The 14194-nt window shown below is 70.5% G+C and carries 15 protein-coding genes; 8 read left to right on the forward strand and 7 right to left on the reverse strand.

Annotation, left to right across the window (positions count from 1 at the left end; genetic code table 11):
• Positions 1-47: 47 nt before the first annotated feature.
• Genes EIZ44_RS38195 through EIZ44_RS38210 form a run of 4 tightly spaced genes read left to right on the forward strand, consistent with a single transcriptional unit; the run spans position 48 to position 3603 of the window.
• Complete coding sequence (locus tag EIZ44_RS38195; RefSeq protein WP_134733932.1) at positions 48-992, forward strand: ABC transporter permease; 945 nt, start codon at positions 48-50, stop codon at positions 990-992.
• Positions 985-1809, forward strand: a complete 825-nt coding sequence (locus tag EIZ44_RS38200; protein ID WP_134733933.1) for an ABC transporter permease — start codon at positions 985-987, stop codon at positions 1807-1809. The genes EIZ44_RS38195 and EIZ44_RS38200 overlap by 8 nt, the downstream gene beginning before the upstream one ends.
• A gap of 3 nt (positions 1810-1812) precedes the next feature.
• Complete coding sequence (locus EIZ44_RS38205) at positions 1813-3393, forward strand: dipeptide ABC transporter ATP-binding protein (RefSeq protein ID WP_134733934.1); 1581 nt, start codon at positions 1813-1815, stop codon at positions 3391-3393.
• A gap of 6 nt (positions 3394-3399) precedes the next feature.
• The gene (locus tag EIZ44_RS38210) at positions 3400-3603 is read left to right on the forward strand and encodes a hypothetical protein (protein ID WP_337821855.1); all 204 of its coding nucleotides are present in this window, start codon (positions 3400-3402) and stop codon (positions 3601-3603) included.
• A gap of 98 nt (positions 3604-3701) precedes the next feature.
• Here the strand turns inward: EIZ44_RS38210 and EIZ44_RS38215 are convergent, their stop codons facing one another.
• Positions 3702-4679: a quinone oxidoreductase family protein gene (locus EIZ44_RS38215; protein WP_134733935.1), complete on the reverse strand. Its 978-nt coding sequence runs from the start codon at positions 4677-4679 to the stop codon at positions 3702-3704.
• Between the two features lie 95 nt (positions 4680-4774).
• Between EIZ44_RS38215 and EIZ44_RS38220 the strand changes: the two genes are divergently transcribed.
• Together EIZ44_RS38220 and EIZ44_RS38225 are read left to right on the forward strand one after the other, a co-directional pair.
• Entirely contained in the window at positions 4775-5797 is a 1023-nt protein-coding gene (locus EIZ44_RS38220) for an LLM class flavin-dependent oxidoreductase (protein ID WP_134733936.1), read from the forward strand.
• 25 nt (positions 5798-5822) lie between these two features.
• On the forward strand, positions 5823-6602 hold the full coding sequence (locus EIZ44_RS38225; protein WP_240691529.1) for a nitroreductase/quinone reductase family protein: 780 nt from the start codon (positions 5823-5825) through the stop codon (positions 6600-6602).
• Here the strand turns inward: EIZ44_RS38225 and EIZ44_RS38230 are convergent.
• The gene (locus EIZ44_RS38230) at positions 6599-7465 is read right to left on the reverse strand and encodes a phosphotransferase (protein ID WP_134733937.1); all 867 of its coding nucleotides are present in this window, start codon (positions 7463-7465) and stop codon (positions 6599-6601) included. The two genes, EIZ44_RS38225 and EIZ44_RS38230, sit on opposite strands and share 4 nt — an antisense overlap.
• A gap of 136 nt (positions 7466-7601) precedes the next feature.
• Here EIZ44_RS38230 and EIZ44_RS38235 point away from each other — a divergent pair, with 136 nt between their 5' ends.
• Both EIZ44_RS38235 and EIZ44_RS38240 read left to right on the forward strand, forming a co-directional pair.
• The gene (locus tag EIZ44_RS38235; protein WP_134733938.1) at positions 7602-8717 is read left to right on the forward strand and encodes an LLM class flavin-dependent oxidoreductase; all 1116 of its coding nucleotides are present in this window, start codon (positions 7602-7604) and stop codon (positions 8715-8717) included.
• 16 nt (positions 8718-8733) lie between these two features.
• A complete protein-coding gene (locus EIZ44_RS38240; RefSeq protein WP_205670317.1) occupies positions 8734-10056 on the forward strand; it encodes an NtaA/DmoA family FMN-dependent monooxygenase in 1323 nt (440 codons plus the stop codon).
• Here the strand turns inward: EIZ44_RS38240 and EIZ44_RS38245 are convergent.
• From EIZ44_RS38245 to EIZ44_RS38265, 5 genes are read right to left on the reverse strand one after another with little or no spacing between them, the layout of a single operon-like run.
• On the reverse strand, positions 10053-11027 hold the full coding sequence (locus tag EIZ44_RS38245) for an amidohydrolase family protein (RefSeq protein ID WP_134733939.1): 975 nt from the start codon (positions 11025-11027) through the stop codon (positions 10053-10055). The genes EIZ44_RS38240 and EIZ44_RS38245 overlap by 4 nt on opposite strands.
• A gap of 2 nt (positions 11028-11029) precedes the next feature.
• Entirely contained in the window at positions 11030-11554 is a 525-nt protein-coding gene (locus EIZ44_RS38250; RefSeq protein WP_134733940.1) for a 3-hydroxyanthranilate 3,4-dioxygenase, read from the reverse strand.
• Positions 11551-11982 (reverse strand): RidA family protein, encoded by a 432-nt coding sequence (locus EIZ44_RS38255; protein WP_134733941.1) that lies wholly within the window; start codon positions 11980-11982, stop codon positions 11551-11553. The genes EIZ44_RS38250 and EIZ44_RS38255 overlap by 4 nt, the downstream gene beginning before the upstream one ends.
• Positions 11979-12710, reverse strand: a complete 732-nt coding sequence (locus EIZ44_RS38260) for a 2-keto-4-pentenoate hydratase (RefSeq protein WP_134733942.1) — start codon at positions 12708-12710, stop codon at positions 11979-11981. The genes EIZ44_RS38255 and EIZ44_RS38260 overlap by 4 nt, the downstream gene beginning before the upstream one ends.
• Positions 12707-14164, reverse strand: a complete 1458-nt coding sequence (locus EIZ44_RS38265) for a 2-hydroxymuconic semialdehyde dehydrogenase (RefSeq protein ID WP_134733943.1) — start codon at positions 14162-14164, stop codon at positions 12707-12709. The genes EIZ44_RS38260 and EIZ44_RS38265 overlap by 4 nt, the downstream gene beginning before the upstream one ends.
• Between the last annotated feature and the right edge of the window lie 30 nt (positions 14165-14194).

Here is a 14194-nt window from a genome sequence, read left to right on the forward strand (position 1 = left end):
CAGGAGTGTGCCGGACGGCTCACTCCCAGAACTGATTAGGCTTCCCGCTGCTTCGCCGCGTACTGCAGGCCGTAGTGGTGCTGTGGGCGGCGTTCACGCTGTCGTTCGTCATCCTGTACCTGCTGCCCGGCGACGCGGTGCTCACCAAACTCGGCTCGGCCGAGGGCGGACCCAGCGCGTCGCCGGAGCAGACCGCCGCCCTGCGCGCCGAGTACGGGCTGGACGACCCGGTCCTCGTGCAGTACGGCAAGCACCTCCTCGCCGCGCTGCACGGCGACTTCGGCACCTCGATCGCCACCGGCGACGACGCCACCCACCAGGTCCTCGCCGCGTTGCCGCCGACGCTCGCCGTCTCCGGCTTGGCACTGGTGCTCGCGATCGTCTTCGGCGGCGGGATCGCCGTGCTCGGCACCTTCACCCGCACCCGCTGGGTGAGCCAGCTGCTGCTTTCCCTGCCGCCGCTGGGCACCTCGCTGCCGACGTTCTGGGTCGGGCTGCTGCTGATCCAGCTGTTCTCGTTCCAGCTGCGGCTGTTCCCGGCACTCGGGTCGACCGGTTTCGCGTCGCTGGTTCTCCCGGCGGTCACGCTCGCACTGCCGACCGGGGCGATCATCGCGCAGGTGCTGGCGAAGAGCCTGCAAACTCAGCTCGCCGAGCCGTATATCGAAGTGGTGCGGGCGAAGGGCGCGAGCCGCCGTCGAGTCCACTTCGGACACGCGCTGCGCAACGCCGGACTGCCCGCGCTCACCCTGGTGGGCGTGGTCGCGGGAAACCTGCTGGCCGGTTCGGTGGTGACCGAAACCGTGTTCTCGCGCGACGGGCTCGGCCGCGTCACGGCGTCGGCGGTGACCGCGCAGGACGTGCCGGTGGTGCAGGCGGTGATCGTGCTCGCGGCGTTCTTCTTCGTGGTGCTCAACCTGGTCGTCGATCTCGTGTACCCGCTGCTGGATCCGCGGGTCTCCGTGCGCAAGGAGGTGCCCGCGCGTGTCTGAAGCCGTGCTGTCCCAACGGTTCCTCGTCCGCCGACCCGGTTTGCTGGTGTCCGGGCTCGTGCTCGTCGCGGTGCTGATCGCGGCCTTCGCGCCCACGCTGTTCACCGGCCAGGACCCCATCACCGGCGTCCCCTCCGAACGGCTCCAAGGCCCGTCGCTCAGCCACCTCTTCGGCACCGACGAAACCGGCCGCGACGTGTTCGCCCGCGTCGTGCACGGAGCCGGGCTTTCCCTGCGCGCGACCGTGCTCGCCGTTCTCGTCGCGTTCGCCGCCGGGTCCGCGCTGGGACTGCTCGCCGGGTTCCGCGGCGGGTGGCTCGACGCGGTCGTGATGCGGATTGTCGACGTCCTCCAGGCGGTTCCGGCGATCCTGCTGTCGCTGGCGCTGGTGACCGCGCTCGGGTTCGGCACCACGAACGTCGCGATCGCGGTCGGGGTCGCGAACCTCGCCGCGTTCGCCCGGCTGATGCGCGCCGAGGTGCTGCGGGTGCGTTCCGGCGTGTTCGTCGAGGCGGCCCGGGCGTCCGGCGTGCGCTGGGCCGGGGTGCTCGGGCGGCACGTGCTGCCCAACGCGCTGGGGCCGGTGCTGGTGCTGGCCACGGTGACCGTCGGGACCGCGGTGCTCGAAGTGTCCGCGCTCAGTTTCCTCGGGTTCGGCGCGAGCCCGCCGGCGCCGGAATGGGGCGCGCTCGTGGCCGGCGGCCGCAATTTCCTCGCCACCGCTTGGTGGATGACCACGTTCCCGGGCTTGACCGTCGCGGCCGTCGTGCTGGCGGCGAACCGCGTCTCCCGGGCTCTCGACAGCGAACGGAGCTGACAAGTGCTGGAGATCAGCGAACTGGCGGTCTCGTACCGCACCTCGGGCGGCGTGGTGCCCGCCGTGCGCGCCGTGAGCCTGCGGGTCGGAGCGGGCGAGATCGTCGCGGTGGTCGGCGAATCCGGGTCCGGGAAGAGCACCACCGCACACGCCGCGATCGGGCTGCTCCCGCGCGGCGGCCTGGTCCGCCGGGGCCGGATCGCCTTCGACGGACGCGACCTGACCACACTGTCCGAAAAGGACTGGCGGCAGGTCCGCGGCACTGGGATCGCGCTGGTGCCGCAGGATCCGACGGTGTCGCTCAACCCGGTCCGGCGGATCGGCGAACAGGTGGCCGAGGTGCTGCTCATCCACCGCCTGGCCGCGCGGAACGAGGCCGCCGCCCGCGCAGTGGAACTCCTACGGAGGGCCGGAGTCGACCGGCCGGAATTGCGCGCGCGGCAGTATCCGCACGAACTGTCCGGCGGACTCCGGCAACGGGTGCTGATCGCCATCGCTTTGGCAGGCAAACCGCGGCTGATCATCGCCGACGAGCCGACCAGTGCGCTGGACGTGACCGTGCAGAAGGAAATCCTCGACCATCTGGCCGAACTGGCCGCCGACGACGGCACCGCGATCCTGCTGATCACGCACGACCTGGGCGTCGCCGCAGACCGGGCCGGACGGATCGCCGTGCTGTCCGAGGGACTCCTGGTCGAGGAAGGACCGGCCCGCGAACTCCTCGCCGCTCCGACGCAGGACTACACGCAACGTCTCCTCGCCGCCGCCCCGAGCCTGAGCCGCGAACCGCTCCGGCCCTGCCGCGCGGAAGGCCCGGAAGTCCTGCTGTCCGTGGAGTCGGTCTCGAAGACCTTCGCCTCGCGCGCCGGTTCGGTGCAAGCCGTGGACGACGTGTCGTTCCAGCTCACGCGCGGCCGGACGCTGGCGCTGGTCGGCGAATCCGGCTCCGGCAAGACGACGACCGCACGCATGGCGGTCGGCCTGGAAACCCCGACCGCGGGCACGATCAGCTTCGATGGTCAGGACGTCACGCAGCTGTCCCCCGCCGAACTGCGCAGGCTGCGGCGCCGGTTCCAGCTCGTCTACCAGAACCCGTACGCCTCATTGAACCCGCGCTTTTCCATCGCCGACGTGATCGGCGAACCGCTGCGTGCGTTCCGCGTCGGCGGCCGGGCGAAACGGGTCGCCGAACTGGCGGACCAGGTCGCACTGCCGTCGTCAGTGCTGCGCCGGAAACCAGCCGAACTGTCCGGCGGCCAGCGCCAGCGCGCGGCGATCGCCCGTGCGCTGGCGCTGCGTCCGGATCTCGTCGTGCTGGACGAACCGGTGTCCGCTTTGGACGTTTCGGTGCAGGCGCAGATCCTGAACCTGCTGGTGGAACTGCAGGATGGATTGGGGCTGACGTACCTGTTCATTACCCACGACCTGGCTGTGGTGCGGGAAATCGCCGACCAGGTCGGGGTGATGCGCCGGGGCAAGCTGCTCGAAACTGGCCCGGCCGACGATGTCCTGCTGCGGCCGCGCGAGCAGTACACCCGCGACCTACTGGCGGCGATTCCCGGCGGGGAGCAGGTGCGCGCGTGACGTTAGTTGGCGAGCACCAGCCGCCCGACATCCCTGTCCATCACCCACGACCTGGCCGTGCTGCAGGAAATCGCCGACCAGGTCGGGGTCATGCGCCAAGGCAAGCTGCTCGAAACTGGCCCAGCCGACGACGTCCTGGTGCGGCCGCGCGAGCAGTACACCCGCGACCTGCTGGCGGCGATTCCCGGCGGGGAGCAGGTGACCGCGTGACGTCAGGAGCGGCCGCGCGCTCGAGTTTGCGGTCCGTGAGGGACCCCCTGAAGGAATCTGATTCCCTCAGGGGGTCCCTCACGACCGTCAAGACGCGGTCATTCGGGGTTGGCGAGCACCAGCCGCCCCACAGCCTCGCCCGTGTCCATCCGCCGGTGTGCCTCGCGCGCCTCCGCCATCGGCAGGACGGTGACCGGCAGCCGGATCCGGCCGTCGGTGTAGAGCGGCAGCACGGCGTCCGCGGCGGGGCGGGCGGGCGTGGGGTCGGCGGCCAGGAAGCCGCCCACGTTGAAGCCGACCACGCCGATGTTCTTGCCCCACACGGCGTTCGAGTCCACCAGCGGCGCGGTCTCGCTGCCCGCGCTGCCGACGACCAGCATCCGTCCCATCGGCGCCAGCAGGTCCAGCGAGGCGATCCGCAGGTCGCCGCCCACCGGGTCGACGATGATCTCGAACCGCTCGTCGCTCAGTTCGCCGAGTTCCCCGGACAGCACGACCCGGTCGAAACCGAGTTGCTTCGCCGCCTCGACCTGCTCGGGCCGCCGGACCGTGCCGACCACCTCGCGAGCGCCGAGCAGCCGTGCCACCTCGGGGTATACCGAGGCGAGGCCGCCGAGCGCGCCGTGCACGAGCACCCGCGCGTCCTTCGGCAACCGCACTGCCTCGGTGAGCGAGAGGTAGGCCGTCACGGTGTTCGCCAGACCGGCCACCGCCTGCGCGCGCTCCACGCCGGTGCCCGCCAGCGGCACGACGAGCGCGGCGGGCGCGAGCTTGACGTCGGCGTATCCGCCCATTCCGGGCAGCGTGAGCGTGACGACCTCGTCCCCGACCGAGAAGCCGCTCCCCGGTCCGGCCGCGCGAATCGTGCCCGCGACCTCGAGCCCCGGCACCAGCGGCGGCTTCGGCGCGTAGTCGTACTCCGCGAGCGTCCCGCGGCGGATCAGCGCGTCGATCAGCCCCACGGACGCGTGCGAGACCGTGATGGTCACTTCGCCCGGCCCCGGAACGGGCTCGGGCACCTCGATCTCTTCGAGGACTTCGGGACCGCCGTAGCGGGTGATGGACAAAGCGCGCATCGTGCGTACTCCCCAGTGTTCAGTGTCAGCGAGCCGGAACAACCTGGACCGGCCCGCGGTTATTCCGGCTTAGCCAACCCCAGGAGGGATCCGCCGTGCCGAGCGAAACGCACCCGCTGCGCAAACTGGGTTTCCTGACGATCGGCCTGTTCGACGGCGACGACCCGCGGCCCGGCCACGAATCCACGCTGCGCGTGCTCGAACTCGGCGAGCAGCTCGGGTTCGACAGCGCCTGGGTCCGCCACCGGCACCTGCAGTACGGCATCTCGTCGCCGGTCGCGGTGCTCGCCGCCGCCACCCAGCGCACCAGCCGGATCGAACTGGGCACCGCGGTCATCCCGCTCGGCTGGGAAAACCCGCTGCGCCTTGCGGAAGATCTGGCCACCGTCGACATCCTGTCCGGCGGACGCCTCAACCCGGGCGTGAGCGTCAGCCCGCCGATTCATTACGAGGACGTCCGGGGCGCGCTGTACCCGGACACCGGCGACCTCGAAAACTTCGGCTACGACCGGGTGTCGCGGCTGTTGTCGCTGGTCCGCGGCGAGCCCGCGTCGACGTTCAGCGGCGTCGAAGGCATCGAGACGTTCTCCGAGCGCGTGCAGCCGCATTCGCCCGGCCTCGCCAGCCGCCTGTGGTACGGCGGCGCGAGCACCCGGTCGGCGATCTGGACCGGACAAGCCGGGATGAACTACCTGACCAGCAGCGTCGTCCGCGCCGAGGACGGCTCGACGGACTTCGAGCAGATCCAGCTCTCGCACGTGCGCGCCTTCCGGTCGCACCATCCGGACGGCGCGCGGGCGCGGGTTTCGCAAGGCCTGGTGGTGATTCCGACCGACAGCGCCACGGCTGAGCAGCGCGCGAAGTACGAGGATTATGCGGCAAAACGCCTGCCGCGCACGAAAACCCCGCAGGGGCCGGGAGGTCTGCTGTTCTCTCGTGACTACGTCGGCACATCCGCCGAGATCGCCGAACAGCTCTACCAGCATGCCGCCTTCCGGGAGATCGACGAGGTCGCCTTCGCGCTGCCGTTTACCTTCGAGCACGAGGATTACGTGCAGATCCTCACCGACTTGGCCACCCGGCTGGGTCCGGAGCTGGGCTGGAAACCGGCGTCCTGACGGTGGTGGGTGCTAGCGTGACGGAGTGCCGGATTTCACGTCCACAGTGGACATTTCGCGTCCTGCCGGAGACCAGCGCGACGCCCTGGCGTGGGCCCGGGCGGTCTGGGAAGGCGCTCCCCCGCCGCTGCGGGCCTTCCTGCGCACCGGGTGGCTCGGCCTCGGCCTGACCACTCGTCTGTCGCCCGACCGGGTACTCGGCTGGACCGTCGCTTCGGCCACCCCGGACCGGGTCGTGCTCGAAGCGCCCTCGCCGCTGATGACCACCCGCAACATCGTCCACCTCGACGCGGACCGGGTGTACTGGACCACGGAAGTCACCTACAACCGGTTCCCGGCGCGCCAACTGTGGGCCCTGGCCGTGCCGATCCACGAACGGGTCATCCCCGCCCGGCTGCGCGCCGCCGCCGGTCGAGTTCGGCCCGGCGACCTCCAGCACCGGATCGTCACGACGTTCCAGCGCCGGATCGGCAACCCGGTCCTGTCGCGGCTCCCCGGCCAGACGCTGCTCGAAACGACCGGCCGCAGCTCGGGTCTCCCCCGCCAGACCCCGATCGGAGGCCGCCGCGTGGGTCAGGAATTCTGGCTGGTGTCGGAGTTTGGCGAACGATCGCAGTACGTGCGCAACATCCAGGCCGACCCGCGCGTCCGGCTGCGCCTGCACGGCCGCTGGCTGCGCGGAGTCGCCCACTTGCTCCCGGACGACGACGCCCGCGCGCGGCTGAAGTCGTTGCCACGCTGGAACAGCACCGCGGTCCAGGCGTTCGGAACCGACCTGCTGACGATCCGGATCGACCTCGACTAACCGTCCGACACCACGGCCTCGATCGTGCGCCGCGCGTTCGCCGCCAGCACCGGATTCGTCTCCCGGTAATACGGCAGCTGGATCAGCGCGATCGACAACGCCCAGCCCCGCCCGCGCTCCCACGTCGCGTCGTCTGCCTCCACTGCCTCGCGGAACACCTCCCGCTCAGCCGCCGCGAACGTGTTCCATCCCGGGATCAGGTCCACCGCCGGATCGCCGATCCCGACTCCCGCGAAGTCCAGCACCGCGCTCAGCCCGCCGTCGTCGACCAGCACGTTCCCCGGCGATAGGTCCGCATGCAGCCACACCGGTGCCCCGGCCCACTCCGGTGCCGCGAGCGCCTTCTCCCACGCCGCGACGTACGCCGGATCGCCGCCGAGTTGCGCGATCGCCTCCCGGGTCGGCGCGTCCCGCGTGCGCAGCGGACGGCCCCGGCTGACCTCCGGTGCCCCCGCAGTATCGAGGCCGCGCAACGCTTTCACGAACGCGCCCAAGTCCCGCGCCACCTGTGCGTCGCCGAAATCCGGGTTGACGCCGGGCAGCCAGCGCAGCACCGACCAGTCCCACTCGAAGCCCTCGCCCGGCCGTCCTTCGGCGAGCACTTCCGGCACCGCGACCGGCAGCCGCGGCGCCAGCCACCGCAGCCAGCGCTGTTCGTGGCCGATCTCGGCGGCCCCGCGTTCCAGCCGCGGCAGCCGGGCGACGAGCTCGTCGCCGAGCCGGAACATCGCGTTTTCCGTCCCCGACGAGGCGACCCGCGAGACCGCCAGCCCGGCCCACTGCGGGAATTGGGCCGCGACGAGGCGACGGACCAGGTCGTCGTCGATTTCCGCTTCATCCGCGTGCATCCGATTCATCAGCATCGAGCAAACCGCGTCGGCGTGACTGCGAGCAACCGGTTTATTCCCGCTCCGGCCGCCCGTCCCAGAAACTGGTTGCCGTCGCGTCCGCCCCGGTTTCCGCGCCACACTGCTGGCATCCACGGGGAAAGGACGCAGCATGACAGGGCTTACCGGACCACGGCTCGCCGTCGCGCTGGAAGGCGCGGGTTGGCACCCGGCCGCGTGGCGCGAAGCGGACGCCCGCCCGGCCGACCTGCTCACCGCCGCATACTGGACCGAACTGGTCCAGGAAGCCGAAGCCGCGCACCTGGACTTCGTCACCTTCGAGGACTTCCTCTCCCTGCGCGACCCCGCCGAGCCGACGGCCCGCGCCGACCGCGCGCAAACCCGCCTGGACGCCGTGCTGCTCGCCTCGCGGATCGCGCCGCTGACGTCGCATATCGGCCTGATCCCGACCGCCGTCGTCACCCACACGGAGCCGTTCCATCTGTCGAAGGCGATCGCGACGCTCGACTACGTGAGCACCGGCCGCGCCGGGGTCCGCGTACAGGTGTCCGGGAGTCCGGAAGAGTTCCGGCACTTCGGCCGCCGCACGCCGCCCGAAGTGCCCGAACTGTTCGAGGAAGCCGCCGATTACGTCGAGGTGCTGCGCCGGCTGTGGGACAGCTGGGAGGACGCCGCCGAAATCCGCGACGTCGCCACCGGCCGGTTCATCGACCGCGACAAACTGCATTACATCGACTTCGAGGGCCGCTGGTTCTCTGTCAAAGGCCCGTCCATCACGCCGCGCCCTCCGCAGGGCCAGCCGATCGTCGCCGCACTCGCGCACGGTCCCGACGCTTATCGCCTCGCCGCCCGCCAGGCCGACGTCGTGTACGTGACCCCGGACGACCGCGCGCACGCCGCGTCGATCATCGACGAAATCGGTGCGCCCCTTCAGGTTTTCGCCGACCTCGTGGTCTTCCTCGACGAAACCTCGCAGGCGGCGGCCGAGCGCAAAGCCCGCCTGGACGACCGCGCCGAGTTCAGCTCGGACGCGCATGTCTTCACCGGCACCCCGGCCCAACTGGCCGACCTCCTGCTCGACTGGCACGCCGCCGGCCTGACCGGTTTCCGGCTCCGCCCCGGCGCGCTGCCGCACGACCTGACCGCCATCACCCGCGCGCTGGTCCCCGAACTGCGCGACCGGGGCGCGTTCCGCGCCGGATACGAGGCCTCGACCCTGCGCGGGCTGCTCGGCCTGCCGCGCCCGGCCAACCGCTACGCCGCCTGAGTCCCGGGAGATATCCATGACTGCCAAGCAAATCCACCTCGCCGCGCACTTCCCCGGGGTCAACAACACCACCGTGTGGAGCGATCCCGAAGCGGGCAGCCACATCGAGTTCAGCTCGTTCGTCAAGCTGGCCCAGACCGCCGAACGCGCGAAGTTCGACTTCTTCTTCCTCGCCGAAGGCCTGCGCCTGCGGGAACAGAACGGCGAAATCTACGACCTCGACGTCGTCGGCCGCCCGGACACCTTCGCCGTGCTGTCCGCGCTCGCCGCCGTCACCGACCGGCTCGGCCTGGCCGGCACCATCAACTCCACCTTCAACGAACCGTTCGAGGTGGCCCGCCAGTTCGCCTCCCTGGACCACCTTTCCGCCGGCCGGGCCGCGTGGAACGTCGTGACGTCCTGGGACGCTTTCACCGGCGAAAACTTCCGCCGCGGCGGCTTCCTGCCGCAAGACCAGCGTTACTCGCGCGCCGAAACCTTCCTGCGCACGGCGTGGGAACTCTTCGACTCCTGGCGCGGCGGCGAACTCCTCGCGGACAAGGAATCCGGCCGTTTCCTGGCCGACGGCGGCGACTTCGCCCACCACGACGCCCATTTCGACATCTCCGGCCGCTTCCCGGTCCCGCGCAGCCCGCAGGGCCGCCCGGTGACCATCCAGGCCGGGGACTCCGAAGAAGGCCGCGAATTCGCTGCCGCGACCGCCGACGCCATCTTCACCCGGCACGGCACCCTCGAAGCGGGCCAAGCGTTCTACTCGGACGTCAAGGGCCGCCTGGCGAAATACGGCCGCGCCCCGCACGAACTGGTCATCCTCCCCGCCGCGACGTTCGTCCTGGGCGACACCGACGCCGAAGCGCACGAACTCGCCCACGAGGTCCGGTTGCAGCAGGTCAGCGACCAGACCGCGATCAAGTTCCTCGAACAGCTCTGGAACACCGACCTCAGCGGCCACGACCCGAACGGCCCGCTGCCGTCGTTCGACCCGGTGGTCGGCGACCTGATCTCGAAGGGCCGCGCGAGCGTCCGCATGCACCGCGACCCGATCGCGACCGCCAACGAATGGCGCCAGCTGGCGGAAGCGAAGCACCTGTCGAGCCGGGAACTGATCATCGAGGTCACCGGACGGCAGAACTTCATCGGCTCCCCCGAGACCGTCGCGTCGACCATGAACGACCTCGTCCAGGCCGACGCGTCGGACGGCTTCATCCTGGTCCCGCACGTGACGCCCGGCGGGCTGGACCAGTTCGCCGACCAGGTGGTGCCGCGGCTGCAGGAACGGGGGGTGTTCCGGGAGGACTACAGCGGGCCTACTCTGCGGGACCACCTCGGGTTGAACTAGCCCAGGAACCGCCTCGCGTTGCCCCGCAACAACAACTCCCGCGAGGCGTCGTCGAGGAACTCCGCCCGCCGCACCACCCCGCCGGCCGGGCGCTCCCCCAGCGGATACGGATAATCGCTCCCCACCATCACCTGCTCCGCCCCCAGCGTGTCGACCAGATTCCGCAGCGCCGGCTCGGTGAACACCACCGAATCGACACTGAACCGTCCGACATACTCCGACGGCGGCTTCTCCGACTTGGCGATGATGTCCGCCCGCTGGTGCCACGCGTTCTCCAACCGCCCCAGCCAGAACGCGAACGATCCGCCGCCGTGGGCGAAGCAGATCCGCAGGCTCGGCGGCACCCGGTCGAACACCCCGCCGAGGATCATCGCGATGATCGACAGATGCGTCTCAGCGGGCATTCCGGTCAGCCACCGCGCCATCCAGCGGTCCAGCCGCGGTGCGTCCGGCATGTCCCACGGGTGCACGAAAACCGGGACGCCGAGCGAAGCCGCGTGCTGGAGGAACGTCACCACGCCCGCGTCGTCGAGGTCGCGGTCGCCGACGTGGTTGCCGATCTCCACGCCGCGGTGCCCGGCCGCGACCGCACGGTCCAGTTCGCGGCAGGCGGCGTCGGTGTCCTGCAACGGAACCTGGCAGAACGGGACCAGCCGGTCCGGCGCGGGCGCGCAGATTTCCAGCGCCAGGTCGTTGAACACCCGGGCGATTTTCTCGCCCTGGCCCGGGCTGGTGTCGTAGCCGAAGAACACCGGCGTCGGCGAGACGACCTGCGCCTCGATGCCGTCGGCGTCCATGTCGCGCAGCCGGACCGAGGCGTCCCAGCAGTCGGACCGGATCCGGCGGAATTCCTCCGAACCGACCATGATCATGGCCTCGCGTTCGGTTTCCGCGCGCAGCCACGGCATTCCCTCGCCGAGGTCGGGCCAGCCGTGCGGGACGAAATGGCTGTGGACGTCGATCGCGCGCACGCTCAGCCCTTCCCCGGGTGCAGCGTGCCGCACGCCCCGCAGGTCCGGGCTTCCTCGGACTCGTAGAACTGCTCGAACACCGGCGGCAGGTCGTCGACGATGTCGCGCACCTGCAGTTCGACCTCGTGCACCTTCGCGTCGCACTCCAGGCAGAACCACACGAACTTCTCGAGCGTCCCCTCCTCCCGGATGCGCTCGATCACGATCCCGATCGAGCCCTCCTGCGGACGCTGCGGCGAGTGGTGCACGTTCCGCGGCAGCATCCACATCTCGCCCTCGCGGATGTCGACGCGCTGCGGGCCGTCGTCGGTCATCAGGTTGACGTGCATGTCGCCCTTGTACTGGTAGAACCATTCCTCGTACGGGTCGAGGTGGAAGTCGGTGCGCTGGTTCGGCCCGCCGACGACCTGCACGATGAAATCGCCCATCGGGGCCCACATCTGCTTGTTGTTGACCGGCGGCTTCAGCTCGTCCTCGTGCTCTTTGATCCACTTCGCGAAGTCGAACACGGGCGGGATGGCGGTCATCGTTCCTCCTTGCCGGGGATCCGGGCGATCGCCTGGATCTCGATGAGCAGATGCGGATGCGGCAGCTGGTGCACCGCGACGGTGGTGCGGGCCGGGCCGTTCTCGTCGAAGAACTCGCCGTAGACCTCGTTGTAGCCGCCGAAATCGTTCATGGTGACCAGGAACACGGTCAGCTGCGCGAGGTCTTCGAGCCCCGCGCCGGCCGCGGCCAGGATGTCGCGGATGTTCTCGATCACCGCGCGCGTCTGCGCCCGGATGTCCAAAGTGGTCACGCCGAACTCGTCGGCCTCCGCGCCGGCGAACGTGTTGTCCGGCCGCCTGCTGCTGGTGCCGGAGACGAACACCAGGTCCCCGACCACTTTCACGTGCGGGAACCGCCCGCGCGGCGTCGCCTTCCCGGCGACGACATGGGCTTGTGCCACGCTCATCCCTCCATCGTGTGAACGGAAACCGAACCCAGCCCGGCGACCCGCGCCTCGACGTGCGTCCCCGGCTGCAGCGCGACCGCCGCGGTCGCTGCACCGGCCAGCAGCACCGAACCGTCGAGCAGGCGGTGCCCGTACGCGGCGGCCATCCGTTGTGCGGCGGGGAGCGCCCGCAGCGGGTCGCCGAGAATGTCGGCGGTCGAGCCGGTGGCAACGACCTCGCCGTCGAACAGCAGATCCACGGCCAGTGCGTCCACCTGGTCGAGCTGGGTCCACGGGCCGAGCACGAACGCGGACGCCGAGGTGTTGTCAGCAACGACGTCGGCCAGGCTGAACTTGAAGTCGCGGTACCGGCTGTCGATGATCTCCAGCGCGGGCGCCACAGCGACGATCTCGGCATCCGGGCCGAGCCGGAACGCGACCTCGGGCTCGACGCGCGGATGCACCCCGCGGCCGACGTCGAACGTCCCGCCGTCCTCGATCCGCATGCGGTCGGTCAGCGAGCCGATGATCACGTCCGAGACGCCCATCTGCTCGGCCTTAGCCTTGCTCGTGAAGCCCAGTTTGACCCCGGCCAGCCGCTCCCCGCGCCCCTCGCGCAGCGCGATTCCCGCGTGCTGCACGGCGTACGCGGTTTCCAGGCTCATCGGCCCAGCGCTGGTGAGCTGCGGGATCGCCTGCCCGGTAGCGGTCGCCCGGTCCAGCCGCGCGGCGTGGTCCTCGATCGTCATAGCTGCACGCACACATTCGTCGGCTGGGTGTAGAAGTGCATCGAGTGCAGGCCGCCCTCGCGGCCGATGCCGGAAAGCCCGACGCCGCCGAACGGCGACCGGAGATCGCGCAGGTACCAGGTGTTGACCCAGGCCATCCCGACCCGCATCTGCTGCGCGACCCGGTGGCCGCGCTCCAGGTTCGTCGTCCACACGGCGGCGGCGAGCCCGTAGTCGGTGTCGTTCGCCAGCCGGACGGCTTCGTCCTCGGTGTCGAACGGGATCAGCGCCGCGACCGGGCCGAAGACCTCCTCGCGCACGACCCGCGCCGAGTTGTCCAGCCCGGTCCACAGCGTCGGTTCGATCCACGACCCGCCCGCCAGGTCCGGCCCCAGTTCCGGAACCGCGCCGCCGGCGAGCACCGTCGCGCCTTCGGCGACCGCGAGGTCCAAATAGGACTGGACTTTCTTCCGGTGCTGCTGGGATATCAACGGCCCGGTCGTGGTGTCCGGATCACCCGGCCGGCCCAGGCGCAACGCCTTCGCCCGCTCGGCGAGCCCGTTCGCGACCGCGTCGAAGACGGACCGCTCGACGTAGACCCGCTCCGTGCACAGGCACACCTGCCCGGTGTTCAGGAAAACCGACCGGGCGAGTCCGTCGAGGGTCTTCTCGAGATCGCAGTCCGCGAACACCACCGCGGCGTTCTTTCCGCCCAGTTCAAAGGAAACCGGCCGGACCGACGGAGCGACCGCGCGCATGATCGCCGAGCCGGTCCGGGATTCGCCGGTGAACGTGACGCCGTCGATGCCGCGGTGAGTGGTGAGGTACTCCCCGGCGGAGTCCGGACCGAAGCCGTGCACGACGTTATACACCCCGGTCGGCGCACCGGCCTCCGCGATCACCTCGGCGAGCAAGGTCGCGGTCGACGGCGTCTCTTCGGACGGCTTGACCACCACCGCGTTGCCGCACGCGAGCGCGGGCGCGACCTTCCACGTCAGCAGCAGCAGCGGCAGGTTCCACGGCACGATCACCGCGACCACGCCCAGCGGCTTGGGCACCGCGTAGTTCAGCGCCTTCCGGCCGTTCGGCAGATCCGTCAGGAAGGAATCGAGACCGGCCGCCGCGATCGTGTCGGCGAACGAACGGAAGTTCATCGCCGCCCGCGCCACGTCCAGGTCGCGCGCCAAGTGCTCCGGTTTTCCGGTGTCGCGGACCTCGGCGGCGACGAAATCCTCGAACCGCTCCTCGATCCGGTCGGCGATCCGCCGCAGCAGAGCGGTGCGCTCGGCGACCGAGGCACGTCCCCACGGCCCGTCCACCGCGGCGCGCGCAGCCGCGACCGCCGCGTCGACCACGTCCGGACCGGCCTCGTGGACGTGCGCGACCAGCGACCCGTCGACCGGGTCGATCTTCTCGAAGGTGCGCCGCCCGGCGACCCGGGTCCCGCCGACGACGTTGTGGAGTTCCGCAGCCATGAAGCTGACCGTAGGGACGTCCGGAATGCC

Origin of the sequence: Amycolatopsis nivea (assembly GCF_004522235.1) — a bacterium.
GTDB lineage: Bacteria > Actinomycetota > Actinomycetes > Mycobacteriales > Pseudonocardiaceae > Amycolatopsis > Amycolatopsis nivea.

Bases quoted from the DNA above. Each gene is read 5' to 3' on its own strand.
- EIZ44_RS38255 (WP_134733941.1), bottom strand. From the start codon at position 11,982: ATGAGCGTGGCACAAGCCCATGTCGTCGCCGGGAAGGCGACGCCGCGC.
- EIZ44_RS38235 (WP_134733938.1), top strand. From the start codon at position 7,602: ATGACAGGGCTTACCGGACCACGGCTCGCCGTCGCGCTGGAAGGCGCG.
- EIZ44_RS38265 (WP_134733943.1), bottom strand. From the start codon at position 14,164: ATGGCTGCGGAACTCCACAACGTCGTCGGCGGGACCCGGGTCGCCGGG.
- EIZ44_RS38260 (WP_134733942.1), bottom strand. From the start codon at position 12,710: ATGACGATCGAGGACCACGCCGCGCGGCTGGACCGGGCGACCGCTACC.
- EIZ44_RS38215 (WP_134733935.1), bottom strand. From the start codon at position 4,679: ATGCGCGCTTTGTCCATCACCCGCTACGGCGGTCCCGAAGTCCTCGAA.
- EIZ44_RS38250 (WP_134733940.1), bottom strand. From the start codon at position 11,554: ATGACCGCCATCCCGCCCGTGTTCGACTTCGCGAAGTGGATCAAAGAG.
- EIZ44_RS38230 (WP_134733937.1), bottom strand. From the start codon at position 7,465: ATGCTGATGAATCGGATGCACGCGGATGAAGCGGAAATCGACGACGAC.
- EIZ44_RS38240 (WP_205670317.1), top strand. From the start codon at position 8,734: ATGACTGCCAAGCAAATCCACCTCGCCGCGCACTTCCCCGGGGTCAAC.